The following is a 26,524-nucleotide window of genomic DNA, read 5'->3' as shown; positions in this document are numbered from 1 at the left end:
CCGCCGCAGGCGAAAGCCGTTCGGATACCGGCCCGGGGCACAGCTACTCTTGAGCGGTACGCCCAGCCGGGCGCCGCATCCCCACCTGACCGAGGAGACCGTCGTGTCTAGCCAGATCACCGTGAGAATCGCCGGAACCGAGCGAGCGGTGGACCAAGGCACGACGTACGGCGACCTGTTCCCCGGCGTCAAAGGAGTCGTGGCCGCGAAGGTCGACGGCGAGATCCGCGACCTCTTCCGCGAGGTCCAGGACGGATCCGACGTGGAAGAAGTCCTCCTGGACTCCCCCGAGGGCATCGACGTCCTGCGACACTCCGCAGCGCACGTGCTCGCCCAGGCCGTCCAGGAGGTCAACCCGAAGGCACGTCTCGGCATCGGCCCCCCCGTCCGGGACGGCTTCTACTACGACTTCGAGGTCACCGAGCCCTTCACCCCCGAGGACCTCAAGAAGCTGGAAAAGGTGATGCAACGCATCATCAACTCCGGGCAGACCTTCCGCCGCCGCGTCGTCTCCGAGGAAGAGGCCCGCGAACTGCTCAAGGACGAGCCGTACAAGCTGGAACTCGTCGGGCTCAAGGGCGGCACCAAGGACGCCGACGGCAAAGTGGACGTCAGCGCAGTCGCCGAAGGAGCCGAGGTCGAGATCGGCGGGGCCGAACTGACCGTCTACGAGAGCGTGGACCGCAAGGGCGAGGTCGTCTGGTTCGACCTGTGCCGCGGACCCCACGTCCCCACCACCAAAGTGCTCGGCAACGGCTTCAAGGTGATGCGCAGCGCCGCCGCCTACTGGCGCGGCGACCAGAAGAACGCCCAACTGCAGCGCATCTACGGCACCGCCTGGCCGAGCAAGGACGAACTGCGGGCCTACCTGACCCGCCTCGAAGAAGCCGAGAAACGCGACCACCGCAAACTCGGCGTCGAACTCGACCTCTTCTCCTTCCCCGACGAGATCGGCTCCGGGCTGCCGGTCTTCCACCCCAACGGCGGCATCATCCGCATGGAGATGGAGGAGTACTCCCGCCGTCGCCACGTCGAGGAGGGCTACCAATTCGTCAACACCCCCCACTTGACCAAGGGGCAGCTCTTCCAGACGTCAGGGCACCTCGACTGGTACGCCGACGGCATGTACCCCCCCATGCACATGGACGAGGAACGCGACGCCGAGGGCAACGTCCGCAAACAGGGCCAGGACTACTACCTCAAGCCCATGAACTGCCCGATGCACAACCTGATCTTCGGCTCGCGTGGCCGCAGCTACCGGGAACTGCCGCTGCGGCTCTTCGAATTCGGCACCGTCTACCGCAACGAGAAGTCCGGCGTCGTGCACGGCCTGACCCGCGCGCGCGGCTTCACCCAGGACGACGCGCACATCTACTGCACCCGCGAACAGATGAAGGACGAGCTCACCTCGCTGCTCACCTTCGTGCTCGGGCTGCTCAAGGACTACGGCCTCGACGACTTCTACCTGGAACTGTCCACCAAGAACCCGGAGAAGTTCGTCGGTGACGACGCCATCTGGGACGAGGCCACGGAGACGCTGCGCCAGGTTGCGGCGGACTCCGGTCTCGAGCTCGTGCCCGACCCGGGCGGCGCGGCCTTCTACGGCCCGAAGATCTCCGTACAGGCCAAGGACGCCATCGGCCGCACCTGGCAGATGTCGACGATCCAGCTCGACTTCAACCTGCCCGAGCGCTTCGAGCTGGAGTACCAGGCCTCCGACGGAACCCGTCAGCGTCCTGTGATGATCCACCGTGCGCTCTTCGGCTCGATCGAGCGCTTCTTCGGCGTGCTGGTCGAGCACTACGCGGGCGCCTTCCCGGTCTGGCTGTCGCCGGTACAGGTCACGGCGATCCCGGTCGCGGAGGAATACCGTCCCTATCTGGAGGAGATCGCGACGAAGCTGCGCGCTCAGGGGGTCCGGGTCGAGATCGACTCCAGTGACGACCGCTTCCCCAAGAAGATCCGCAATGCCTCCAAGTCGAAGGTGCCCTATGTGTTGATCGCCGGTGAGGAGGACCGCGCTGCCGGCGCGGTGTCCTTCCGTTACCGCGACGGTTCACAGGAGAACGGGGTGCCGGTGTACGCCGCGATCGCAAAGATCCTGGAAGCGATCCGGACCCGCGCCCAGGTGTGATCCGGTGGGCGTCCGCTCGGTGCCGACAGATTTTCCTGTCACCAGGTGCCGGGCGGACGCGTGAACGCTGCTGTTTCTTTGACCAGCTGAGATGCCGATCTCTCCGGCGGGCACTTCTCCTGCCGGACACCCGTACGGCCACGAGCGACAATGCCGTGACGTGCACTTTTGTGCTTTCATGCAGGGATGAAGGCTGATCAGGCGCATTCGACGCATGTGGCGCAGGTGAGGCGAGCAGAGCCGTCCGATGCATTCGTGCTGGCCGCTCTGGAACTTCAGTCGAACCGAGAACAAGGACGTGAGGGCGAACCAGGTTTCCTCGACCGCTTCGCCGATGCATGGCTGGCCGAACGGCATCGTCGTCCGGCCTGGGTGAGCAAAGACGGTGACGGACGACCACTCGGGGCGATCACCCTGTACGTGGTGGACGATCTGCCCCGCCCGGGGCGGGTCTCCCGCCCGTGGATGCACGTCTCCAGTCTGTACGTCGCCCAGTGGGCGCGCCGGACCGGAGTAGGGGAGCGGTTGTTGTCCGCAGGGGTGGAATGGTGTCGTCAGAACGGCGCGGCGTGGGTGCAGCTGTCCACCGATCCAGCCCGGACCAGTCTGTTCCGCCGGGCCGGTTTCGCGGCCGCGGACCCCGACCTGTTCCGGCTCCACCTGAAGTGACCGCGTGCCGGATCGCGTGCCTCTGGAAGTCCTCGGCGTCGAGAACCGTCCGCTGTTCTAGGATCGCTCCATGACCTCGGCACGTGATCTCCAGCCCGGACCTCCGTGCGAGCCGGAGGAGTCCTTCCCGCGGGTGGGCGACGGTTTCGAACGGTTGTGGACCCCGCATCGGATGGCCTACATCAAAGGAGAACGTCCGGCCTCGGAGGACACACAGGACTGCCCGTTCTGTGCGGCGCCCAGCAAGGACGACGCGCAAGGGCTGCTCGTCCACCGCGGGGAGCTGTGCTTCGTGGTGATGAACCTGTTCCCCTACAACCCGGGGCATGTGCTGATCTGTCCCTACCGCCACGTGGCGTCCTATGTCGAACTGACGGCTGCGGAGGTCGCAGAGTTCACCGACCTCACCCAGCGGGCCATCCGTACCCTCAAGGCGGTCTCCCGACCCCAGGGTTTCAACATCGGCATGAACCAGGGCGCAGTCGCCGGAGCGGGGGTAGCCGCGCACCTGCACCAGCATGTGGTGCCACGCTGGGGCGGAGACGCCAATTTCCTACCGATCATCGCCCAGACGAAAGCATTGCCGACCCTCCTCGAGGACGCCCGCTTAGCCCTGGCCGACGGGTGGGTCTGACCGCCTTCGACGGAACGCATCGTCGTCCATGACGAGCGTGGGATGACGAACGTCGGTGGGCGGACGTGCCCAGCCGGGCCTCGACCACCCACCGACGGTTCGACGTGCGCTCAGGACGTGCTGACCCGTTCCTTCACCAGATTGCCCGGCATCTGTTCGTAGCCGACCATCTGACGGGTGAAGGTGCCGGCCCCGTGGGCCAACGAACGCAGATCGATCGCATAACGGGAGAGCTCGACCTGGGGCACCTCCGCCTTGATCACCGACGTTCCTTCCTGGGTGCCGGGTTCGCTGCCTTGGAGACGCCCCCGACGTCCCTGCAGATCGGTCATGACGGCCCCGACGTAGTCGTCGGCAACGGTCACCGTCAGCAGGTCGATCGGTTCCAACAGGGTCGTGGCACCCGACTGAGCGGCGGCTTCCTTCAACGCCAGGGCCCCGGCCATCTGGAAAGCGGCGTCGGAGGAGTCGACCGAGTGCGCCTTGCCGTCGAAGAGGGTCACCTTCACGTCCACCATCGGGTACCCGGCGACGCAGCCTTTCTCCAACTGGGCGCGCACCCCTTTCTCCACCGACGGGATGAACTGCCGGGGCACCGCGCCACCGACGACCTTGTCGATGAACTCGAAACCGGCGCCGCGCTCGTTGGGCTCGACCTTGATGTCGCACACAGCGAACTGCCCGTGTCCGCCGGACTGTTTCACATGTCGTCCATGCCCGCTCGACCCCGTGAGGAAGGTCTCGCGCAGCGCGATCCGCAGCGGCTCGACGGTGACATCCACATTGAGCTTGTCCTTCAAACGGTCCATCACCATGTCGGCGTGGGTCTGGCCCATCGTCCACAGCACCACCTGGGACGTCTCGGCGTTGTGCTCCACCCGCAGGGAGGGATCCCCTGCCGAGAGCCGCTGCAATGCCGCCGGGAGCTTGTCCTCGTCGGCGCGTGTGGCAGCGCGGACGGCGATGGGCAGCAGCGCGTCGGGCATGTCCCAGGGCTCCATCACCAAGGGCATGTCCTTGTCGGAGATCGTGTCGGAGGTCTGCGCCGTCGGCAGCTTCGCCACGATCGCCAGGTCCCCGGCGATGGCTGATTCCTTGGGACGCAGGGTCTCGCCCAGCGGGGAGCTCAACGGACCGACCTTCACGTCCTCGTCGTGGTCGTGATGCCCTTCGATCGCCCGGCCGGACAAGGACTCCAGATGGCCGGAGACGTGGACCGAGGAATCGGGGTGCAAGGTCCCGCTGAACACGCGGACGAGGGCGACTGCGCCGACATAGGCATCGGAGGTGGTCTTCACGACCTCGGCGACCAGCGGGCCGTCCGGGTCGGCGGTCAGCAGAGGTCCATCGGCGCCCTGGGTGGTGAACACGCGGGGCAGAGGATGCAGGGACGGCGGCGGGAAAGCATGTTCGATCAGATGGAGGAGAACGTCGATCCCGGCCCCGGTGGCCACCGACAGTGGGAGCACCGGGAAGAAGGTCGCATGGGCGACCGCTTTCAACAGGGCCGCCTCGACGACCTCGAAACCGATCTGCTCACCTTCCAGGTAGCGGTCCAGGAGGGTGTCGTCCTCCGCTTCCTGGATGATGCCCTCCATCAGAGGTCCCTGGTAGGTGTCGAACAGGTCGGCGTGCTCGGGGCCGGTGGGCCGCACGACCCGGTCATGACCGGTGTAGTCGTGCACTTCACCGAGCACCAGGTCGATGGTGGCGTCCAGGGATCCGCCGGATCCCAGCTGGGGGATGCCCAGGGGGAGAACACCGTCCCCGAAGGCCTCCTGGCATTCGGTCAATACCGATTCGAAGTCCCCTCGACCGGCGTCCAGTTTGGTGATGGCGACGGCGCGTGGCATATCGACGTTCGCGCATTCGTGCCACAGCCGGCGGGTGCCGGCGTCCACGCCGTCGGCCGCGGAGACGACGAAGAGTGCCGCGTCCGCCGCTCGTAGCCCGGCCCGTAGGTCTCCGACGAAATCGCTGTACCCGGGGGTGTCGATCAGATTGATGATCACGTCTCCGGAGTCGACCGCGGCCACCGACAGCTGCGTCGACCGTTCGTCACCACGTGCCGGAGGACGATACCCGGGGGTGGTGGTGGCGAGCAGATGGTCGAAGAGTCGTGTCTTCCCCGAACCGCTGGGGCCGACGAGGACGACATTGCGCAGCGCGTCCGAGGACGAGGCGACGGGGGACGACGTGATGGTGGATTGTCTGCCGCTCATGCAGACACCCTGCTATGTGTCTCCAATCGGGACAAGCACTTTCGGCGGAAATTCGATGATTGGTGAGCCAGCGCACGAAAGAACGACTTTTTCGGCGGGTCTCTTTGCCGCACAGGGGAACTTATGTTCTTTTCAAGAAGTCGCTGCAGAATCCTTCTCGAACAACCTGCGTGGGTGTACATGACGAACGGCCTCACGTCAGTACTCTGGGGGCACCATGTTGAACCGATTCGCACGTGCCTTCATCACCCGTCTGCTCACCCCTGTGGCGCGGGTAGCGCTACGGCTGGGGTTGTCCCCGGACATGGTCACCGTCATCGGCACCATCGGGGTGTGCGTCGGCGCGCTGGGCTTCTATCCCCGTCACGAATTCCTGGTGGGAACCCTCGTCATCGTGGCCTTCGTCTTCTCCGACACCTTGGACGGCACGATGGCCCGCATCTCCGGGCGTACGAGCACCTGGGGTGCCTTCCTGGACTCGACGCTGGACCGCATCGGCGACGGCGCCGTCTTCGGCGGGTTGCTGCTGTGTTTCGCGAGCCGGCCCGGCGGGCAGCTCACCGCCTGGTTCGCGCTCGCCTGCCTGGTGTTCGGTTTCGTGACCAGTTATGCCCGTGCCCGGGCGGAGAGCCTGGGGGTGGAGGCCGCGAACGTCGGGATCGCCGAGCGGGCGGACCGTCTCGTGGTGGCACTCCTGGCCACCGGTCTGACCGGGCTCTTCTCCTGGCCGGACATGGTCCTGACGGTGACCTTGGGTCTGTTGTCGGTGGCGAGCGCCATCACGGTGCTCCAGCGGATGATGGCTGTACGACGCCATATCCTCGCCGGTTCGTCGTGAGTTGGGCGGACCAGGCCGCTCCGACGCTCTTCCGTGCCGGTTGGTCGGGGGTGCGTCGGCTTCCTGTCCGATCCGCCTACGCATTCTTCGACCGGGTCGCAGACGCCGTATACCGTCGGGACACCGTCGATGTGCGCCGGTTGCGTGCCAATTACGTCCGGGTCCGTCCCGAGCTGTCTGCGGGCGGGCTCGAAGCTCTGGTGCAGGCGGGGATGCGCTCCTATCTGCGGTATTGGTGCGAGGCTTTCCGGTTGCCGGAGTTGTCCGTTGTCGAGCTGGCGGCGTCGGTGCGTCCGGTCGGCGCGGAGGCTTTGCGTACCGAGCTGGCTCAGGGACGTTCTGTGGCGGCTTTTCTCGCGCACATGGGGAACTGGGATCTGGCGGGTGCGTGGTCCTCTTCTTCCTTGGCTCCGGTGGTGACGGTCGCCGAGCGGCTGCGTCCGGAGGCGCTCTTCGAGGAGTTCGTGTCCTTCCGGACGGGTCTGGGGATGTCGATCCTGCCGTTGACCGGGGGCGCCCCGTCGTTTCCTGAGCTGGTTCGTGCGGTCGAGGGGGGTGGCCGTCTCGTGCCTCTGTTGGCCGATCGGGATCTGACTTCGCACGGGGTGGAGGTCGTCTTCTGCGGTCGACGGGCCAGGATGGCGGCTGGTCCCGCCGCTTTGGCGGTGTCGACCGGTTGTTCGCTGTATCCGATATCGATGCGTCATGAGTCGGTTCCCCGGCGAGTGGCCCCGGGCGGATGGCGGACGGTCATCACCTTCCATGACCGGGTGGTCGATGACGGGGGTGGGTCGTCGGAGGAGCGGGTTGCCCGGCTGACCCAGCGGTGCGCGGAGGTGATGTCGGTCCAGGTCCGGCGGTACACCCAGGACTGGCACATGATGCAACAGGTCTTCGTGGGGGACGGGTTCGGTCCGGAGGGATTGCGCCGGGGCGAGGGGAGGCCTTGATGCGGGTCGGGATCGTCTGTCCGTACAGTTTCGATGTTCCGGGCGGGGTGCAGTTCCATATCCGGGACCTGGCCGAGCATCTGCTCGCCGACGGGCATGATGTGCGGGTCTTGGCTCCGGCCGACGAGGACACGGTGCTTCCCTGGTACGTGGAGGGTACGGGCCGGGCGGTGCCCATCTCGTACAACGGGTCGGTGGCTCGTCTGGCTTTCGGGCCGATGACGGTGGCACGGGTGGTCCGCTGGTTGGAGCAAGGGCATTTCGACGTGGTGCACATCCACGAGCCGATCGCGCCGAGTCTGTCGTTGTTGGCCTTGTGGGCGGTGGAGGGCCCGACGGTGGCGACCTTCCATACGAGTTTCGTGCGGAGTCGGGCGATGCAGGCGGCGTATCCGATGGTCCGGGGTAGTTTCGAGAAGATCCACGGTCGGATCGCGGTGTCCGAGGCGGCTCGGGAGACGGTGATCACCCATCTCGGCGGTGACGCCGTGGTGATTCCGAACGGGGTTTTCGTGGATCGGTTCGGCGGGGCTGCGCCTGATCCACGTTGGCAGGGCACCGGGTCGAGTCCGACGCTGGCCTTCTTGGGGCGTCTGGATGAGCCGAGGAAGGGTTTCCCGGTGTTGGCGGCAGCTCTTCCTGCACTGTTGGCGGCTTGGCCGCAGGCTCGGGTCCTGGTCGCCGGTTACGGGGATGTGGCGGCGGCTCGTCGTCGTCTGCCGGAGGGGACTGGACATGCGGTGCATTTCCTCGGGGGGATCTCGGACGAGGAGAAGGCTGCTTTGTTGGCCTCGGTGGACGTCTATGTGGCTCCGCACACCGGCGGGGAGAGTTTCGGGATCGTGTTGGTGGAGGCGATGGCGGCGGGGGCTCCGGTGGTCGCCAGCGATCTGGGGGCTTTCGTCCGGGTGTTGGATGCGGGTCAGGCCGGTCGGATCTTTCCGACGGGGGACAGCGGTGCTCTGGCGCAGGCTTTGATCGAGTTGGTGGGGGACGGGTCTGCCCGCGCGTCGTTGTCGGGGGCTGGCCGCTGTCATGCGCGACGCTATGACTGGTCGATGGTGGCGGAGAAGGTCGTGGCGGTGTACGAGACGGTCATCGACGGCACCTCGGCGGTGGCGGGGCGGGGGCCTCGTCGTCATTTCCTGCGCTGGACGGACTAGAGGGGGCATGGGTGAGCGTCGTCGAGATCCTCACTCTGGTCGTGTTGGCGGTCTGTGCTTTCGGTTGGTATCTGACCTTCGTCGCGGCTCGCTTGGATCGTCTTCACATCCGGGTCGAGGGCACCTATGCCGCCTTGGACGCCCAGTTGGTGCGGCGGGCGGAGGCGGCCTTGGAGGTGGCGAACTCCGGTGCGCTCGATCCGGCCGAGGCCCTGATCCTGGCGGGGGCGGCCACGGATTCCCTGGAGGGTGCCGAGTCGGGTCAGGAAGAGCGCGAGGGGGTGGAGAGCGACCTGACGAGGGTGATCAGGTTGGTGGTGGCCGACCGGGGGGATGTTGTCGCGCCGGTGGAGCTTGCGGCGGGCCTGCATGCGGATGTGGCTCTGGCCGCGTGGGGTCGGCTGGAGTCGTCGGGGCAGCGGGTGATGATGGCTCGTCGTTTCCACAATGACGCGGTGGTGGATGTGCAGCGGTTGCGTCGGCGGGTCTTGGTGCGTCTGTTCCGGTTGCCGGGGCGGGCTGTGCTCCCTCGCACGGTGGAATTCGATGACGATCCGGCCGGTGGAAGGTGAGTTTCCCTCTCCTGCTAGCTGTTCCGCGTGGATCCGGACGTAGGCCCCCGGCCGGACTAGGCTAAGCAACTGCCACACCTACTTGAACACCCGTTATGCTCGCGCACGATACCGACGAGACATGCCCATCCACGGGACGACGGGTGAGGCTCCCGCACAGCTGAGAAAGGCGACTCGACGTGAGCGACGCAACTATTTCCACCACCGGTACCTCGCGGGTGAAGCGCGGTATGGCCGAAATGCTCAAGGGTGGCGTGATCATGGACGTGGTCACCCCGGAGCAGGCCAAGATCGCCGAGGACGCCGGAGCGGTCGCCGTGATGGCACTCGAGCGGGTGCCGGCCGACATCCGTGCCCAGGGCGGGGTCTCCCGGATGTCCGACCCGGACATGATCGTCGGCATCATCGAAGCCGTCTCCATCCCGGTGATGGCCAAAGCGCGCATCGGCCACTTCGTGGAGGCCCAGGTGCTGCAGAGCCTCGGTGTCGACTACATCGACGAATCCGAGGTGCTGACCCCTGCCGACTACGAGAACCACATCGACAAGTGGTCGTTCACCGTGCCTTTCGTCTGCGGCGCCACCAACCTCGGCGAGGCCCTGCGCCGGATCACCGAGGGCGCGGCGATGATCCGTTCCAAGGGTGAGGCCGGCACTGGTGACGTCTCCAATGCGACGACGCACATGCGTGCGATGCGCAAGGAGATCCGCCGGTTGCAGAACATGGCCGAGGACGAACTGTACGTCGCGGCGAAGGAACTCCAGGCGCCGTACGAACTGGTCAAGGAGGTCGCCCAGACCGGCAAGCTCCCGGTGGTCCTCTTCACCGCAGGAGGCATCGCCACCCCCGCCGACGCCGCGATGATGATGCAGCTGGGCGCGGAGGGGGTCTTCGTGGGCTCGGGCATCTTCAAGTCGGGCAACCCGGCGCAACGGGCCGCCGCCATCGTCAAGGCGACGACCTTCTACGACGACCCGTCGACGATCGCGGAGGTCTCGCGTGGTCTCGGCGAGGCCATGGTCGGCATCAACGTCGACGACATCCCCGTCCCGCATCGTCTTGCGGAACGGGGATGGTGAACGTCCGAGCCGGGCGGACGACCCATCGTGGTGTCGTCGATGCCCTCGGGGCGATGTCCCCGAGGGCAGGCAAGCCCGCTCACGAGCAGGAGGGAAGCTCCTCACGATGAGCAGTCAAGAGAAACCGTCCGGGGTGAAAGACCCCGGTCGTTCGGAGTCGACCACCCCTGAGGGTGCCACGACTGCGGGGGCTGCGGCACCCGTCCACGACGCAGGCGACGTCGGTTACCACAAGACGCTGACCAGCCGTCAGATACAGATGATCGCCATCGGCGGCGCGATCGGGGTAGGGCTCTTCCTCGGGGCGGGAGGTCGGCTGGCGAAAGCCGGCCCCTCGTTGATCCTCTCCTACACGCTCTGCGGAATCGTCGCCTTCCTGCTGATGCGTGCGCTGGGTGAACTGGTCATGTACCGGCGCTCCAGCGGCTCCTTCGTCTCCTACAGCCGTGAGTTCTTCGGCGACCGCTGGGCCTATGCGGCCGGGTGGATGTACATGCTGAACTGGATGACCTCCGGCATCGCCGAGATCACCGCAGTGGCGACCTACTTCGCCAAGTGGACCACCATGCCGCAGTGGATCGTCGCGTTGCTGTCCCTCATCATCGTGCTCACCATCAACCTGTTGAGCGCGAAGGCCTTCGCCGAACTGGAGTTCTGGGCCGCGCTGCTGAAGGTCGCCGCCCTGGTGACCTTCCTCATCGTCGGGGCCTTCCTGGTGATCACCCAGGCCCAGGTCGGAGGACACACGGCAGGGCTGCACAATCTCAGCAGCCCGGACGGTTTCTTCCCCGACGGGAAGACGACCGCCTTCGTCCTGGTCATGCAGGGCGTCATCTTCGCGTACGCCACCATCGAGTTGATCGGCACCGCGGCCGGGGAGACCCAGGACGCGGAGAAGGTCATCCCCAAAGCGGTCAAGGCGGTCATCTACCGGATCGCGCTCTTCTACGTGGGTTCTATTTTCCTGCTGGCCTGCCTGCTGCCGTACACCTCGTACAAAGCCGGGGAGAGCCCCTTCGTGACCGCCTTCGGATCCATGGGGTACTCCTGGATGGGTGACCTGATGAACGTCATCGTCATCACCGCCGCGCTGTCCTCCTGCAACTCCGGGCTGTACTCCACGGGGCGGATCCTCCGTTCGTTGTCCGCGGCCGGTGAGGCTCCGAAGTTCACCAGCTACATGAGCAAACGAGGGGTACCCTCCGGTGGGATCCTGTTCACCGCTTCGGTGTACCTGCTGGGTGTCGTCCTGAACTACCTGCGGCCGTCCGAGGCCTTCGAGATCGCCCTGGAGACGGCGGCGGTCGGCGTGGTCTGGACGTGGATCACCATCTTCGCCTGCCAGATCAGGCTGCGGAAGAAGATCAACGCGGGGGAGATCCCCGCGACGAGCTTCCCGATGCCAGGGGCGCCGTACACCTCCTGGATCGGCATCGTCGCCCTCATCGGCATCATCGGCATCATGCTGGTCGACCCGGGCAAGGACTTCTACCAGTACAAGGTGCTCAGCGCTGCGGTGATCTTCATCATCGTCATGTTCGCAGCCTGGCCCATGGTCCGGCGGAACAAAGAACGCAAACTCGCCGGGAAGTCGGAGGAGGAACTCAGCTTCAGCTGACCCCTGCGTGGAGGACGGGGCCCGGTCGTGACACGGCCGGGCCCCGGCCGTGTCACGACCGGGCCGTTCCCGGCGTCGGTCCGTCGGGAACCTGAAGACGCGGCTCGGTCGGACACAGTAGTCTCACCGGTCGTGACCCTTCCTACGATCGGTGTCCTGGCGGTCCAGGGCGATGTACGGGAACATGCCGCGGCTCTGGCCCGGTGCGGAAGCCACTCCGTGCTGGTACGACGTCCCACGGAGTTGGGCGCTCTGGACGGTCTGGTGATCCCGGGCGGAGAGTCCACGGTGATGGACAAACTGGTGCGAGCTTTCGGGCTGCAGGAGTCCTTGAGGGAGGTGATCTCCCGGGGGACGCCGGTCTACGGGTCCTGTGCGGGCATGATCATGTTGGCCGAGGAGGTGTTGGACGGTCGGCCGGACCAGGAGACCCTCGGCGGGCTGGACGTGGTCGTACGACGCAATGCGTTCGGTCGGCAGGTGGACAGTTTCGAGGCCGACCTGACGGTGGCCGGGATCGACAGGCCCGAGGATCCCTTGTCGGCGGTGTTCATCCGGGCGCCCTGGGTGGAATCGGTGGGACCGCAGGTCGAGATCCTGGCCGAGGTCGATACCGGGCCGGGCGAGCGGCGCGCTGTGGCTGTCCGGCAGGGGAATCTGCTGGCCACCTCGTTCCATCCGGAGATCGGTGGGGACGACCGTGTCCACGCCGCATTCGTCGCGATGGTGCGTGACCGGTAAGATCGTCCAGGCCTTGTCGGACGTATTTTTCCCAGACGGGCCGAGACCGGACCTGGTCCGCCGGCGGACCAGCGAGCCATGGCGTTGACAGGCACGGGTCAGCCTGCAGGTCAGCGTGACGTCCAGCCGGCGCCAGCGATGAGAAAGAGCAGCAGCGATGAGTGGTCACTCCAAGTGGGCGACGACCAAGCACAAGAAGGCCGCGATCGACGCCAAGCGGGGCAAGCTCTTCGCGAAGCTGATCAAGAACATCGAGGTGGCCGCCCGCACCGGCGGAGGGGACCCAGCCGGTAACCCCACCCTGTACGACGCCGTCCAGAAGGCCAAGAAGGCTTCCGTCCCGAATGACAACATCGACCGGGCGGTCAAACGCGGATCGGGTGCCGAGGCCGGTGGCGCCGACTACCAGAACATCACCTACGAAGGCTATGCGCCCGGCGGAGTGGCCGTCCTCATCGAGTGCCTTACCGACAACCGCAACCGAGCGGCCTCCGAGGTGCGCGTCGCGTTGACCCGTAACGGAGGCTCGCTGGCCGACCCCGGGTCGGTGTCCTACCTGTTCACCCGCAAGGGTGTCGTCATGGTGCCCAAGGCACAGAAGGACGGGGAGACCACCGAGGACGCCTTGCTCGAGGTCGTGCTCGACGCCGGTGCGGAAGAGGTCGAAGACTACGGCGACAGCTTCCGGATCCTCTCCGAGGCCACCGACTTCGTCGGGGTGCGCACTGCCCTGCAGCAGGCCGGTATCGACTACGACTCCGCCGAGGCCGAGTTCGTGCCCAGTGTCGAGGTCCCGCTGGACGTCGACGGAGCACGCCGGATGATGCGCCTGGTCGATGCTCTGGAAGACAGCGACGACGTACAGAACGTCTGGGTGAACGGCGACGTGTCCGACGAGGTCGCCGCACAACTCGACGAAGAATGATCGACCCGGCTGGACGCGCCGCGCCGAAGGATTTCGGTGCGGCGCGCCCGGTTCTGGGGAGTCGGTGTCCTGGGTAGGCTCCGATCAGGACGGATGTACGATCTGTACCTCGTGACTACGGCGTCAGCGACCGGAGGAAAGGGTGATCCATGCGGGTGCTCGGCGTCGATCCCGGTCTGACTCGTTGTGGGCTGGGCGTCGTCGAGGGCGGCGTAGGCCAGCCCTTGCGGATGATCGACGTCGGGGTGGTCCGGACACCCAGCACTGATGCGGTCCCGCAGCGACTGCTCGCGGTGCAGATCGAGATCGACCGTTGGATCGCTGTGCACCGCCCTGACGCCATCGCCGTCGAACGGGTCTTCGCCCGGAACGACGTATCGACGATCATGGGCACCGCCCAGGCCAGCGCGATCCCCATGCTGGCCGCTGCGCGCCTGCGGATACCGTTGGCCCTGCACACCCCGAGCGAGGTCAAAGCCGCGGTTACCGGCAACGGGCGGGCGGACAAGGCCCAGGTGACATCGATGATCACCCGTATCCTCCGGCTGAAGGAAGCACCGCGTCCTGCGGATGCTGCCGATGCCCTGGCCCTGGCGGTCTGTCATATCTGGCGAGGTGGAGCGCACGACCGCATCGTCGAGGCCGTGGCGAGACAGCGCACCACGACCAATCGGGCGCCTTCGCATACGCGTCGGACAAGAAAGGTGACTTGATGATCGCATCGGTGCGAGGAACGGTGTCCCAGGTGGGGCTCGACCACGTGGTGGTCCAGGTCGGCGGGTTCGGGATGCTGGCGCAGCTCACTCCGCGCACCGCGATGCAGCTCCGGCAGGACGAGGAAGTCCTCCTGCACACATCGATGATCGTGCGCGAGGACTCGATGACCCTCTACGGCTTCGGGAGCGTCGGGGAGAAAAGTCTCTTCGACCTGGTGCAGACAGTGTCCGGGGTCGGCCCGCGGCTCGCTCTGGCCATGTTGGCGGTACATTCCCCGGACGATCTGCGCCGAGCGATCTCCGGCGGGGACATTGCCGCGCTGACGAAGGTGCCTGGCATCGGACGCAAAGGAGCCGAACGCCTCCTGCTGGAGCTCCGGGACAAGATTGCGCCCCTTCCGCCCGGCGCCGAGGAAGAACCGGCTCGCCCCGTTCAGGACGACTCCTGGCGGGAACAGGTCAGAGATGCACTGACCGGGCTGGGCTGGTCGACCAAACAGGCTGATGCCGTGCTGGAGAAGGTGGCTGCCGATCTGACCGGGCCGCCTCGGGTTCCTGAGGTCCTGCGGGCCGCATTGCGGGAGCTGGGCCGGTGACCGGCCCCGACGACAGTCGCCTCCGCGAGGTCCTGGGCGTCGATGGTTCGCCTGACACCGCCGGACGGGTCATCGACCCTGCACTTCGTCCGGAAGAGGACGAAGAAGTGGTCGAGGCGGCGCTACGTCCCCGGAGACTGGCCGATTTCCCGGGCCAGACCAGGGTGTGCGATCAGTTGGGCCTGGTTCTGGAGGCCGCTCGCAGGCGGGGGAGCCCCCCGGACCATGTCCTGCTCTCCGGCCCGCCGGGACTGGGCAAGACCACCCTGGCCATGATCATCGCGGCCGAAATGGGCGCACAACTCAGAGTGACCAGCGGGCCAGCGATCCAGCATGCCGGGGATCTCGCGGCCATCCTCTCCGGTCTGGAAGAGGGCGAGGTGCTCTTCCTGGACGAGATCCACCGGATGTCCAGGCCCGCCGAAGAGATGCTCTACATGGCGATGGAGGACTTCCGGGTCGACATCGTGGTCGGGAAGGGCGCCGGAGCCACAGCCATCCCCTTGGAGCTGCCGACTTTCACCGTGGTGGGCGCGACGACCAGGGCGGGGCTGCTCCCCGCACCCCTGCGTGACCGTTTCGGTTTCACCGCTCATCTCGACTACTACGAGGAAGCGGACCTGCTCAAGATCGTCCGCAGATCGGCGCGGCTGCTCGGCGTCGATTCGGACGACGCCGGGGTGGCCGAGATCGCCCGGCGTTCGAGGGGCACACCCCGGATCGCGAACCGTCTGCTCCGCAGGGTGCGGGACTGGGCCCAGGTCCACGGAGGCCACGTGGTGGACCACGAGGCCGCCACATCGGCCCTGTCGCTGTTCGACGTGGACCCCCGGGGGCTCGATCGCCTGGACCGGGCAGTCCTGTCCGCGCTGTGTCTTCGTTTCGGCGGGGGACCGGTGGGATTGACCACGCTCGCGGTCGCGGTCGGAGAGGAACCGGACACGGTGGAGACGGTCGCGGAGCCCTACCTGGTCCGCGAGGGGTTCATGATCCGGACCCCACGAGGTCGGGCCGCGTCGGAACTCGCCTGGGCTCATCTGGGGCTCAGCGCACCGCCCGAGACCTCGGGGCGACGACCGGGGGAGGGCACAGGGCAGCCGATGCCCGAGAAGCCAGGGGAGACCGGGGGACGTCTCGGCAGTGGACAGGAGGTTTCGTGACCGGATAGGTGGCGCGGCGTGTTGGCTTACTTGACAAGAACTCACCTAGACTCGCTCGGGTGCCGGCGGAGGCTTGACGAGCATGATGCCCGTCACCAAGCGCGGGCCCTGGCGTAATCGAGGACTCACACTGATGGCGAAGAATCCACATCGGCGCACGCCGATACGCACGCTTCTGGCGATGCTGTTGATCACGGTCGGGCTGGCCGGTTTCCTCGGCGCGGCACACATATGGGGAGGTGCGCAGCTCACCCCCAAGCTAGGCCTCGACCTCGAGGGCGGAACCCAGATGATCCTGAAACCACAGGTTCGTCAGGGCGAGGACGTGAACACCGAGCAGCTCTCGCGCGCCGTGGACATCATCCGTAAGCGTGTCGACGGCCAAGGTGTGGCCGAAGCCGAGGTCAGCACGCTGGGTACCAATATCGTGGTGACCGTCCCGGGCAAGATCTCCCAGGAACAGCAACGGGCCCTGGAGCAGTCCAGCCAGATGCGTTTCCGTCCGGTGCTGGGTGTGCTCCCTATCGGGAACCAAGGTCAGGAGCCGGGTGGTAACCCGACGAGCCTGCCGGGCGCCCCGCCGACCCTGCCCGGAGGGCCTTCGAGCAGCGCGCCTGCACCGTCGGGCAGTGCTCCTGCGGCCTCTAGTGGGGCACCGAAGCCCTCGACCTCCGCGGCCCCCGGCGCATCACCGGCAGGGAAGGCCACCACGAGTGCTGCACGCGGCGGTGTGCCCCAGGTGCTGCAGCGCCCCGATCAGGCACAGCACGAGGCACCGGTGGCCAAGGCCAGCACCACCCCGCCGCCTTCCGGCAGCGCCACGACCCCGCCCAAGACCCCGGCCGCGACACCGCCTCCTTCGGCTCCGAAGACCGGTGGGAATCCCTTCACCAGCGCACCGCCTGCGGCTCCCGGCACCGGAACTCCCCCGAAGTGGTCCGAGGCCGTGAAGGACGACCCGAAGCGGTTGACCGAATACGCGACCCACGTCGGGTGGCTCACTCAGGAGCTCCAACAGCAGGCCATGGCCTTGCAGTGCCCGCAGAAGGATCACGATCCGACCAAGGAGGACCTGACCAAACCTCTCGTGGTCTGCGGCAGCCCGAACGAGCGTGCCGGCGGACAGATCACCGAGAAGTACGTGCTCGGCCCGTCCGTGCTGACCGGCGACAGCCTGGCCGACGCGGCCAGCGGCATGCAGACCACTCAGCAGGGCGCGACGACCGGCCAGTGGATGGTCACCCTGCGTATGCAGAGCGGATATGCGACCGATGTGTACGCCGCTGTCAGCCAGGCGATGGTCCCGCTGCAGCAGCCCCGCAACCAGCTGGCCGTCGTCCTGGACAACAAGGTCATCTCCGCGCCTTACTTCCAGAACGCGATCAACAACGGCGAAGCCCAGATCTCCGGTAATTTCACCTCGGAGTCGGCCAAATTGTTGGCGGACCAGCTGAAGTTCGGTGCACTCCCGATCTCTTTCCAGGCGCAGGAACTTCAGGACATCAGCCCGACGATCGGTGGCGACCAGCTCAGCAAGGGGTTGATCGCCGGCGGCGTCGGCCTGCTCCTCGTGGTCATCTACTCCCTGTTCCAGTACCGGGCGTTGGGCCTGGTCACCGTGGCCTCGATCATCGTCGTCGCGATCCTGACCTATCTGACCATCACCTTGTTCGGGTGGAGCCAGAACCTGCGTCTGACCATGGCCGGTGTCACCGGCGCCATCGTGGCCATCGGCACGACGGCGGACAGCTTCATCGTCTACTTCGAACGTGTCCGTGACGAGATCCGTGAGGGCCGCGCGTTGCAGGCGGCGGTCCAGACCGGATGGGCCCGTGCCAAGCGGACCATCCTGGTTTCGGACGGCGTGAACTTCCTGGCGGCGGCAGTGCTCTACCTGCTCGCAGCCAGCAATGTCCGAGGCTTCGCATTCATGTTGATGTGGACGACGATCCTGGACGTCCTGGTGACCTTCCTGTTCACCCACCCGCTGCTCGCCTGGTTGTCGACGACCCGCTTCTTCGGCGGAGGACACCCGTGGTCGGGCCTGTCACCTGAGCGGCTGGGCGCGGTTCCTCGCTACCGTGGTCGTGGACGGGTGCGTACCACGCCGAACAGCGGTCGGCGGACTACTGGAACCGAAGAGGTGACGGCGTGAACATCGCAACTTTCGGTAACGACCTCTATACCGGGAAGCGTTCGATCGATTTCATCGGTCGCCGCCGGACCTGGTACATGGTCTCCGTCGTCCTCTTCGTGATCGCGATGCTGGGTCTGGGTGTCCGTCAACTCAACCTGGGCATCGAGTTCACCGGCGGCTCCGACTTCCGGGTCACCAAGGTCAACAATTTCGACGGTTTCGAGCAGCGGGCCCGTTCGGTGATCTCGTCGTCGGCTCAGGTCGAAGGCGCCAAGGTCACCAAGGTCGGTGGTTCCGACGTCCGCGTCGAGACCGAACGTTTCGACTCCGACAAGGCGAAGACCGTCTCGGATGCCTTGGCGAAAGAATTCGGGGTTCCCTCGGAGAATGTGACGACCAGCGTGATCGGCCCGTCCTGGGGCGCCTCGGTCAGCAAGCAGGCTCTCCAAGCCCTGGCCTGGTTCCTGCTGTTGGTCTCCGTGGTCCTCGCGATCTACTTCCGGACCTGGAAGATGTCCGTCGCGGCACTGGTCGCGCTCTTCCACGACATCTTCATCACCGTCGGTATCTACGCCCTGGCCGGTTTCGAGGTCACTCCGGCTTCCATGATCGGCTTCCTGACGATCCTCGGGTATTCGCTCTACGACACCGTGGTCGTCTTCGACAAGGTGCGTGAGAACACCGACGAAGCGATCAGCAACGGTCGGAAGAGCTTCGCCGAGGCCGCGAACCTGGCCATCAACCAGACCTTGGTGCGTTCGATCAACACGACGGTGGTGGCACTGCTCCCGGTGGCGGCCATCCTCCTGATGGGGCTGGCCGTGATCGGCCCGGGCACGTTGACGGACCTGTCGTTGGCACTCTTCGTGGGTATCGCCGTGGGCGCTTACTCCTCGATCTTCATCGCCACCCCGCTCTACGCGCACTTGCGGGACGGCGAACCTGAGATGCAGAAATTGGCACGTCAGGCGGAACGGCACCAGGAGAAAGAAGCTGCACGCGCGCGCAAGGCCGGCGTCTCCGACCTCCACGAGGACGGCGAACTCGCGCAGGCAGAACGTGCCGGACTGCGTACCCAAGAGGTCCGGACCTCGAGTTTCGCGGCTGCTGACGAGGAGTCCGACGGAGAGCGGACGGCTACCGGACGGATCATCCATCCGTCCTTGCAGAACGGGCCTCGCAATCAGCCGCGGCGGCTGCCGAGGTCGAAGCGATGACCACGGCTGCGCTCTCGGTCGAGGAGACCGTGCTCGCTCGGTTGCGGGAGATCCCCGATTTCCCGCAACCGGGTGTGCTCTTCCGGGATTTCACGCCTCTGTTGCGTGACGGAGCTGCTCTGCGCACGGTCGTCGACGATGTGGCTGAGCGTTATCGCGGTCGGGTGGATGCGGTCATCGGCCTGGAATCCCGTGGTTTCATCATCGGGTCGGCGGTGGCTTACACCTTGGGTGTGGGTTTCGTCCCGGTCCGTAAGCAGGGCAAGCTCCCGGCCGCGCGGGTGAGTGCTGAATACGACCTGGAGTACGGCCGGGCGACTGCTGAGATGCACGTCGACGCCCTCGTCGGCGCGCATCGGGTGGTGATCGTCGACGACGTCCTGGCCACCGGTGGCACGGCTGCCGCGGCCTGTTCCCTGGTGGAACAGGTGGGTGGCGAAGTGGTTGCCGTCGATGTGCTGATGGAGATCTCGGCACTCGGGGGTCGGCGGAGCTTGGAGAACTACGAGGTCCACACGATCGTCTCCCTCTGAGGGCGACTATCATCTGTGCATGGATGCAGCCGACGGCTCTCAGGCACGTACAGGCGCTTCGGTGGCTGACGCGACGGTCGAACCCGCTCGCGAACAGCCACCGAAGCCCGGTGCCGCGGCGCCAGCTGCTTCCCAGCCGGAGGCTCCCGGCCCGGTAGGTGTCCTTCCCCCTCCGGTGCAGGTGGCCCCTTCTTCTTCCTCGCGGGTCCGGGCCCGTCTCGCCCGGTTCGGTGGTCCTCGCCATCACACCCATCCCGCTTTGGAGCCGATTCTCCGGGTGGTGAAACAGACCCACCCGAAAGCCGATACGGCTGTCATCGAGCGTGCCTACGAGGTCGCCGAGCGTGCCCATGAAGGGCAGGTCCGTAAGAGCGGGGACCCGTACATCACTCATCCGCTCGCGGTGACCTTGATCCTTGCCGAGTTGGGGATGACTCCTCCGACCTTGGCCGCGGCTCTTCTGCACGACACCGTCGAGGACACCTCCTACTCGTTGGAGGAGCTCCGCCGAGATTTCGGCGACGAGATCGCCATGCTGGTGGACGGGGTCACCAAGCTCGACAAGGTCCGGTACGGCGAGGCGGCGCAGGCCGAGACCGTACGGAAGATGGTCGTGGCGATGGCCCGGGACATCCGGGTCCTCATGATCAAGTTGTCCGACCGGTTGCACAATGCGCGCACCTGGAAGTACGTTCCTCCGCGATCGGCGGAGAAGAAGGCCAAGGAGACCCTGGAGATCTACGCCCCGCTGGCTCACCGGCTGGGGATGAATACGATCAAGTGGGAGCTCGAGGACCTGTCGTTCGCGACGCTCTATCCGCGGGTCTACGAGGAGATCGTGCGGATGGTCGCTGAGCGTGCGCCGGCACGTGACGAATATCTGACCCAGGTCAAACAGCAGGTGGCCGAGGACCTGAAGACGTCCCGGATCACTGCGGTGGTCTCCGGGCGCCCGAAGCACTACTACTCCGTGTACCAGAAGATGATCGTGCGGGGGCGAGACTTCGAGGACATCTACGATCTGGTCGCCGTGCGGGTGCTGGTGGACTCGGTGCGGGACTGTTACGCGGCGCTCGGAGCGATGCACGCCCGGTGGAAGCCCATGCCGGGGCGTTTCAAGGATTACATCGCGATGCCGAAGTTCAACATGTACCAGTCGTTGCATACGACGGTGCTGGGGCCGGAGGGGAAACCGGTCGAGATCCAGATCCGTACGCACACCATGCACCGCCGCGCCGAGTACGGTATCGCCGCGCACTGGAAGTACAAGGAGACCGGGGCGAAGGCTGCCGAAGCGCCCCAGGACGACACGACGGACATGGCGTGGCTGCGCCAGCTGCTGGACTGGCAGCGTGAGACGGCCGACCCGGGGGAATTCCTGGAATCGCTGCGGTTCGAGATCAACACCCGCGAGGTGTACGTCTTCACACCCAAGGGTGGAGTGGTGGCCCTGCCCGCTGGGGCGACCCCGGTGGACTTCGCCTATTCGGTGCACACCGAGGTCGGTCATCATTGCATCGGTGCCCGGGTGAACGGTCGCCTGGTGCCCTTGGAGAGCACTCTCGACAATGGCGACATCATCGAGGTCCTCACGAGCAAGGCCGACGGGGCCGGTCCTTCTCGTGACTGGTTGACCTTCGTGAAGAGCCCTCGGGCGCGGAACAAGATCCGGCAGTGGTTCAGCAAGGAACGCCGGGAAGAGGCCATCGAATCGGGTCGGGACGCCATCGCCAAGGCGATGCGCAAGCAGAATCTGCCGATGCAGCGGCTCATGGGCGGGGAGACCATGTCCGCAGTGGTGCAGCAGCTGCGTTATGTGGACATCGACAGCTTGTATGCAGCGGTGGGCGAGGGGCATGTCTCGGCGCACAGCATCGTGGAGAAGGTCGTCTCGGCTCATGGGGGCGCAGAAGGCGCTACGGAGGACGTGGCTGAGGCCACGGTGCCCGGGCGAGGCCGGAGTCGTAAACCTACCGACCCCGGGGTCGTGGTGGTCGGGGCCTCGGACGTGTGGGTCAAATTGGCCAAATGTTGCATGCCGGTCCCGGGCGACCAGATCATCGGTTTCGTCACACGAGGTCACGGGGTGTCGGTGCACCGGAAGGACTGCACGAATGCTTCCACGTTGAACGATCAGCCGGATCGGTTGATCGACGTCGAGTGGGCGCCTTCCTCGGGGAGCATGTTCCTGGTGGCCATCCAGGTGGAGACCTTGGACCGGAGCGGGCTGTTGGCCGATGTGACCCGGGTTCTGGCCGACCACCATGTCAACATCCTGTCGGCGACGGCCCAGACGGCGCGTGACCGGGTGGCGAGCCTGCGGCTGACCTTTGAGATGGGAGATCCGAGCCATCTCGACCATGTGATCCGGGCGGTGCGTCGGATCGATGGGGTCTTCGATGTCTTCCGGATCAAGGGCGGTCGGCCGGAACGCCGAGGATGATCTGATCCGTCGTTTCCGGAACGAGGGCGGGGCCGGTGGGGATTTCTTCTCCCACCGGCCCCGCCCTCGTGGTCACGACGTGACGTCGGGTGCCTCGTCAGCCACCGAATTCGGCCAGGCCGCTACGGGCTTGTTCGAGCCATGCCTCGCGTGCTTCGAGGGCTTCCTTCGCCTTGCCGATCTTGCGGGAGTCACCGCTGGCTTCGGCCTTGGCCAGGTCGGCGCGCAACCCGTCGCAGGCTGCTTCGAGCTGGGTGACCAGGCTCTGGGCGCGCGCGGCGACTTCAGGGTTGGTGCGCTGCCATTTGCGGTCCTCGGCTTCGCGGACTGCCGCCTCGACGCGGCGCATGCCTTTCTCGATGCGATCGAGGTCGGCCCGGGGTACCTTCCCGGCCGCGTCCCACTTCTCCTGCAGCTGACGCAAGGAAGCTTTCGTCGAGTCGAGGTCCTTGACCGGTAGCAGCGCCTGGGCTTGCTTGAGCAGCTCTTCCTTGACCTTGAGATTGGCCGTGAACTCTTCGTTCTCGGCGGCCACGACCTGGTCCTTGGCGGCGAAGAAGCTGTCCTGGGCGGCTTTGAAACGTGCCCAGAGCGCGTCGTCGTCGGTACGAGAGGCGCGTCCGGCTTGGCGCCAACGGTCCATCAGGCGTTTGAAGGCTCCCGCGGTAGAGCCCCAGTCGGTGCTCTCTGCGAGTTTCTCCGCCTCGGCGACGAGCTCTTCCTTGGCTGCTTTGGCTGCGGCCTGGGCGTTGCCGAGCTGGGCGAAGTGGACGCGGCGGACCTTGTCGAAGCTGTTGCGGGCTCCGGAGAGCCGGTGCCACAGCGCCTGTTCGGTCTCCCGGTCGAGTTTGGGTCCTTCCCGTTGGGCGGTCTTCCAGTCGTCGAGCAGCTGGCGCATCTGTGCGCTGCTGGCTTTCCACTGGATACGTTCTTCGGGTTGGGCCGCGATCTTCTCGGCTGCTTCGACGATCTCGATTCGCCGGGCGGTGGCGGCTTCGCGGGCCTGGGCCCGTTCAGCGGCTTCCACCTGCCTGCGGGCTTCGACCGCGGTGGCGACATGTTCGATCTTGGCGGCGAGGGCGACGAGGTCGCCGACGGCGCGCAGGTCTTGCACGGTCTCGCGCAGTTTGGTCAGGCCGTCGCTGGCTTCCTTGGTGGACAGCTCGGTCTGGGTGACCCGTTGGAGGAGCAGGTCTGCCTGGGCGTTGACCTCGTCGTACTTCCGGGTGAAGTAGGCCAGCGCCTCTTCGGGGGTGGCCCCGGGGTAGGAGCCCACGTCTTTCTCCCCGTCGGGGGTGATGACGTAGACGGTGCCATCGTCGGCCACGCGGCCGAACTGGGAGGCGCGTACCCCCGGGGTGGCGGGGTGCAGACGTCCGGCCACCTGTGCGGGGCTCGGAGGGGGAGTCTTCGCCAGGGCTGCGGGCGAAGGGTTGGGGATTTCGGCTGCGGGCGAAGTTTCGCCAGTGGCCGCGGGCTCCACCGTGGGGGTGGAGTCGGGTGAGGCGTTCGGCGCGGTCGGCTCGGACACGGCAGGGGCCTTCCTGAGTGGACACCGACAGGCGCAGGCAGGCGTCCGTCGGTTCGAAAAAGTAACGTGTCTGACACGATAGCCGCATGTGGAGGCCGGGGGGAGTGCCGAGTCCATCAGTCGGTGACCTCGCGTCGCTCTGCGCCGGTAGGCTGGGTGGGTGCTGGTCATCGGTTTTCCTGCTGCGGCTTTCGGGACGAACTGTTTTGTCGTGGCTCAGGCTGCGCGCGAGGAGTGTCTCGTCATCGACCCTGGTATCGGGGTCGTCGACCGCCTGGAGGCGGTGCTGAGCGAGCATTCCCTGAAGCCGGCAGCGGTCCTGTTGACCCATGGGCATATCGACCACATCTATTCGGTGCCCCCGGTGTGCGATGCCCACGCCGTGGCGGCGCATGTCCACGCGGCAGATCGATATCGCCTGAAGGACGCTTTGTCCCAGCTGGATCCGCAGCTGACGGCGATGTTGGGGCCCCAGTTCAGCAGCGTGGCGACCTGGCACGACCCGGATGAGCTCGTCGAATTCGTCGACGGCGCGGAGCTCTCACTGGCCGGGTTGACGGTGCGGGTGGTGCATGCGCCGGGCCATACGGAGGGATCGGTCCTGTTCGGGATCGACGGTGTCCCCGAGGGGGTGGGCGAGGACTCCGGTCTGAGTCGCACCTTGTTCTCCGGGGACGTGCTCTTCGCCGGGAGCGTCGGGCGAACCGATCTGCCTGGCGGGTCGGACGAGGTGATGCGTCGGACTCTGCGGGAGGTCGTCCTTGCGCAACCGGACGACACCCTGGTCCTGCCCGGGCACGGGCCTGCCACCACGATCGGTCACGAGCGGTCGGGCAATCCCTTCCTGCAGTCCTTGTGAGATGCGGTGGCCGTGGAAGGCCACCATGATTTGAGGATCCCCAATACATATGAACTCACAGAAGATCACGCCGTTGTCGGGTTTCCCTGAGTGGTTGCCGGAACAGCGGATCGTGGAGCAGCACTTCCTCGACGTCATCCGGGCCACCTTCGAGAGTCATGGATTCGTGGGGATCGAGACGCGCGCGGTGGAGCCGGTGTCCCGCCTGTTGGGAAAAGGTGGTGACGCCGACAAGGAGATCTACGGGGTGAACCGGTTGGCGGCGAAGGAGGCCGACCAGTCGAGGGAGGACTCTTTGGGTCTGCACTTCGACCTGACGGTGCCCTTCGCCCGGTACGTGCTGGAGAACTCCGGAAGGTTGGTCTTCCCGTTCCGCCGTTATCAGATCCAGAAGGTGTGGCGGGGGGAGCGTCCTCAGGATGGGCGTTTTCGGGAGTTCACCCAGGCCGATATCGACATCGTCGATGCTGGTGAACTGCCGTTCCACTACGAGGTGGAGCTCCCGTTGGTCATCGCGGACGCCTTCTCCAAGTTGCCGATCGGGCCTTTCCGTATCCAGGTGAACAACCGGCGTGTCCCGGAGGGGTTCTACCTGGGTCTGGGGATTCCCCAGGGCGAGATCGTGACGGTGCTGCGGATCGTCGACAAGTTGGACAAGGTGGGTCCGGAGGTGTGTTCCACCATGTTGGTGGAAGCCGGGCGGACTCCCGAGCAGGCGGCACACTGCCTGGCGTTGGCGGCGATCTCTTCCTCGGATTCCTCGTTCGTGGACCGGGTCCGTGCTCTGGGGGTCGTCCATCCGGTGCTGGAGGAGGGGCTCTCCCAGTTGAGCGCGGTGATGGATGCCGCGGCCGAGCACGCGCCGGGGTTGTTGGTGGCCGATCTGAAGGTTGCCCGTGGTCTGGACTATTACACCGGGACGGTCTACGAGACCCAGTTGATCGGGCAGGAGGCCTATGGGTCGGTATGTTCCGGGGGTCGTTACGACGCCTTGGCGGCCGACGGTCGGACGACGTATCCGGGGGTCGGGATCTCGATCGGGGTTTCCCGGTTGGTGGCGAAATTGATGCCGACCTTGGTGGCTACTCGGCGGACTCCGTCGGTGGTGCTGATTTCCTTGGCGGCCGAGGACGGGCGTGCCGATGCCATGCGGATCGCGTCGTCCTTGCGGGCTCGGGGGATCGCGTGCGAGGTCGCTCCGAGCGCGGCGAAGTTCGGTAAGCAGATCAAGTTCGCCGACCGCCGGGGGATCCCGTTCGTCTGGTTCCCGGAGTGGACGGATGCCGACGGCGGCCTCCATCCCGCTTCGGTCAAGGACATCCGTAGCGGGGAACAGGTCGAGGCCGACCCGGAGATCTGGGAGCCGCCGGTGGAGGATCTTTTCCCCCAGGTGGTCTCGGTGCTCTGAGGCGTTCCTGTGCGCCGCTTCCGCGGGTGTGCTGGGCTTCCGTGATGGGTGGGGAGTCTCAGTGCACCCGTGGAAGATGAGGTGGGGCATGCCTCGACCACTCTTGTGATGGAGATCACATATCCTGTGGCTCAGACTGGCGGCGACGAGCCCTGCGCCCTTCCCATGCCGCAGAAAGTCACGGAATCCCCTGTTAATACAGCGTTTTCGAATTTACTGAGGCTCTCCTCATCTTCGTCTGTGAGCAGTTGCTGCGGGGCGACTCGTCCTGAAAGGGACGGATCTGGACAAGGCGGTGTCACTCTCCGGGAACTGACATGACATATTCAGGCGTGAGTAGGACGATCGACTCAGTAGCCGGGGGGCTGAACAACACAAG

The 26,524-nt window shown here is 66.0% G+C and carries 22 protein-coding genes; 20 read left to right on the top strand and 2 right to left on the bottom strand.

Translation table 11 applies throughout. The features are described 5' to 3' along the window. The first annotated feature begins 103 nt into the window (after positions 1–103). The 3 genes from thrS to AUCHE_RS05400 all read left to right on the top strand — a co-directional run bounded on the left by thrS (position 104) and on the right by AUCHE_RS05400 (position 3,437). Entirely contained in the window at positions 104–2,134 is a 2,031-nt protein-coding gene (gene thrS, locus AUCHE_RS05410; protein WP_006502265.1) for a threonine--tRNA ligase, read from the top strand. Between the two features lie 186 nt (positions 2,135–2,320). Next, positions 2,321–2,803: a GNAT family N-acetyltransferase gene (locus tag AUCHE_RS05405; protein ID WP_081578134.1), complete on the top strand. Its 483-nt coding sequence runs from the start codon at positions 2,321–2,323 to the stop codon at positions 2,801–2,803. A gap of 70 nt (positions 2,804–2,873) precedes the next feature. Next, positions 2,874–3,437, top strand: coding sequence for an HIT family protein (locus AUCHE_RS05400; protein WP_006502263.1), 564 nt, complete (start codon positions 2,874–2,876; stop codon positions 3,435–3,437). A 110-nt stretch (positions 3,438–3,547) separates the two neighbouring features. On the opposite strand, the gene AUCHE_RS05395 is transcribed toward AUCHE_RS05400, so the two are convergent. Further along, on the bottom strand, positions 3,548–5,659 hold the full coding sequence (locus AUCHE_RS05395) for an elongation factor G-like protein EF-G2 (RefSeq protein ID WP_006502262.1): 2,112 nt from the start codon (positions 5,657–5,659) through the stop codon (positions 3,548–3,550). A 217-nt stretch (positions 5,660–5,876) separates the two neighbouring features. Between AUCHE_RS05395 and pgsA the strand changes: the two genes are divergently transcribed. From pgsA to AUCHE_RS05320, 15 genes are all read left to right on the top strand, one after another. Continuing rightward, positions 5,877–6,497: a phosphatidylinositol phosphate synthase gene (pgsA, locus tag AUCHE_RS17445; RefSeq protein ID WP_006502261.1), complete on the top strand. Its 621-nt coding sequence runs from the start codon at positions 5,877–5,879 to the stop codon at positions 6,495–6,497. Next, on the top strand, positions 6,494–7,447 hold the full coding sequence (locus tag AUCHE_RS17440; RefSeq protein ID WP_006502260.1) for a phosphatidylinositol mannoside acyltransferase: 954 nt from the start codon (positions 6,494–6,496) through the stop codon (positions 7,445–7,447). Before pgsA ends, AUCHE_RS17440 begins: the two co-directional genes overlap by 4 nt. Further along, positions 7,447–8,610, top strand: a complete 1,164-nt coding sequence (locus AUCHE_RS05380; RefSeq protein ID WP_006502259.1) for a glycosyltransferase family 4 protein — start codon at positions 7,447–7,449, stop codon at positions 8,608–8,610. Before AUCHE_RS17440 ends, AUCHE_RS05380 begins: the two co-directional genes overlap by 1 nt. An 11-nt stretch (positions 8,611–8,621) precedes the next feature. Further along, on the top strand, positions 8,622–9,182 hold the full coding sequence (locus tag AUCHE_RS05375; protein WP_006502258.1) for a hypothetical protein: 561 nt from the start codon (positions 8,622–8,624) through the stop codon (positions 9,180–9,182). A gap of 179 nt (positions 9,183–9,361) precedes the next feature. Then, positions 9,362–10,261, top strand: coding sequence for a pyridoxal 5'-phosphate synthase lyase subunit PdxS (pdxS, locus tag AUCHE_RS05370; RefSeq protein ID WP_006502257.1), 900 nt, complete (start codon positions 9,362–9,364; stop codon positions 10,259–10,261). 106 nt (positions 10,262–10,367) lie between these two features. Continuing rightward, positions 10,368–11,879 carry an amino acid permease gene (locus AUCHE_RS05365; protein WP_006502256.1) on the top strand — a complete coding sequence of 504 codons (1,512 nt, stop codon included), beginning with the start codon at positions 10,368–10,370 and terminating at the stop codon, positions 11,877–11,879. A gap of 132 nt (positions 11,880–12,011) precedes the next feature. Continuing rightward, the gene (gene pdxT, locus AUCHE_RS05360; RefSeq protein WP_006502255.1) at positions 12,012–12,620 is read left to right on the top strand and encodes a pyridoxal 5'-phosphate synthase glutaminase subunit PdxT; all 609 of its coding nucleotides are present in this window, start codon (positions 12,012–12,014) and stop codon (positions 12,618–12,620) included. A gap of 157 nt (positions 12,621–12,777) precedes the next feature. Further along, positions 12,778–13,545, top strand: coding sequence for a YebC/PmpR family DNA-binding transcriptional regulator (locus AUCHE_RS05355; protein WP_006502254.1), 768 nt, complete (start codon positions 12,778–12,780; stop codon positions 13,543–13,545). Positions 13,546–13,694: 149 nt separating this feature from the next. After that, positions 13,695–14,258, top strand: a complete 564-nt coding sequence (ruvC, locus tag AUCHE_RS05350; RefSeq protein WP_006502253.1) for a crossover junction endodeoxyribonuclease RuvC — start codon at positions 13,695–13,697, stop codon at positions 14,256–14,258. Beyond that, positions 14,258–14,857 (top strand): Holliday junction branch migration protein RuvA, encoded by a 600-nt coding sequence (gene ruvA / locus AUCHE_RS05345; RefSeq protein ID WP_006502252.1) that lies wholly within the window; start codon positions 14,258–14,260, stop codon positions 14,855–14,857. Before ruvC ends, ruvA begins: the two co-directional genes overlap by 1 nt. Beyond that, positions 14,854–16,017, top strand: coding sequence for a Holliday junction branch migration DNA helicase RuvB (gene ruvB, locus AUCHE_RS05340; protein WP_006502251.1), 1,164 nt, complete (start codon positions 14,854–14,856; stop codon positions 16,015–16,017). Before ruvA ends, ruvB begins: the two co-directional genes overlap by 4 nt. A 181-nt stretch (positions 16,018–16,198) precedes the next feature. Further along, the gene (gene secD / locus AUCHE_RS05335; RefSeq protein ID WP_006502250.1) at positions 16,199–18,172 is read left to right on the top strand and encodes a protein translocase subunit SecD; all 1,974 of its coding nucleotides are present in this window, start codon (positions 16,199–16,201) and stop codon (positions 18,170–18,172) included. Next, on the top strand, positions 18,169–19,371 hold the full coding sequence (secF, locus tag AUCHE_RS05330) for a protein translocase subunit SecF (RefSeq protein WP_006502249.1): 1,203 nt from the start codon (positions 18,169–18,171) through the stop codon (positions 19,369–19,371). The genes secD and secF overlap by 4 nt, the downstream gene beginning before the upstream one ends. Further along, positions 19,368–19,904 (top strand): adenine phosphoribosyltransferase, encoded by a 537-nt coding sequence (locus tag AUCHE_RS05325; RefSeq protein ID WP_006502248.1) that lies wholly within the window; start codon positions 19,368–19,370, stop codon positions 19,902–19,904. The genes secF and AUCHE_RS05325 overlap by 4 nt, the downstream gene beginning before the upstream one ends. Positions 19,905–19,923: 19 nt before the next feature. Beyond that, positions 19,924–22,347: a RelA/SpoT family protein gene (locus AUCHE_RS05320; RefSeq protein ID WP_081578133.1), complete on the top strand. Its 2,424-nt coding sequence runs from the start codon at positions 19,924–19,926 to the stop codon at positions 22,345–22,347. Positions 22,348–22,444: 97 nt separating this feature from the next. On the opposite strand, the gene AUCHE_RS05315 is transcribed toward AUCHE_RS05320, so the two are convergent. After that, on the bottom strand, positions 22,445–23,878 hold the full coding sequence (locus AUCHE_RS05315) for a DUF349 domain-containing protein (RefSeq protein WP_006502246.1): 1,434 nt from the start codon (positions 23,876–23,878) through the stop codon (positions 22,445–22,447). A 160-nt stretch (positions 23,879–24,038) separates the two neighbouring features. Here AUCHE_RS05315 and AUCHE_RS05310 point away from each other — a divergent pair, with 160 nt between their 5' ends. Then, positions 24,039–24,737 (top strand): MBL fold metallo-hydrolase, encoded by a 699-nt coding sequence (locus tag AUCHE_RS05310; RefSeq protein ID WP_006502245.1) that lies wholly within the window; start codon positions 24,039–24,041, stop codon positions 24,735–24,737. 49 nt (positions 24,738–24,786) lie between these two features. Continuing rightward, positions 24,787–26,145 (top strand): histidine--tRNA ligase, encoded by a 1,359-nt coding sequence (hisS, locus tag AUCHE_RS05305; RefSeq protein WP_006502244.1) that lies wholly within the window; start codon positions 24,787–24,789, stop codon positions 26,143–26,145. Positions 26,146–26,524: the final 379 nt, after the last annotated feature.

Source organism: Austwickia chelonae NBRC 105200 (assembly GCF_000298175.1).
Taxonomy (GTDB): domain Bacteria; phylum Actinomycetota; class Actinomycetes; order Actinomycetales; family Dermatophilaceae; genus Austwickia; species Austwickia chelonae.
The sequence above is the reverse complement of the archived record's forward strand: the minus strand, read 5'-3'. Positions and strand labels throughout refer to the sequence as shown.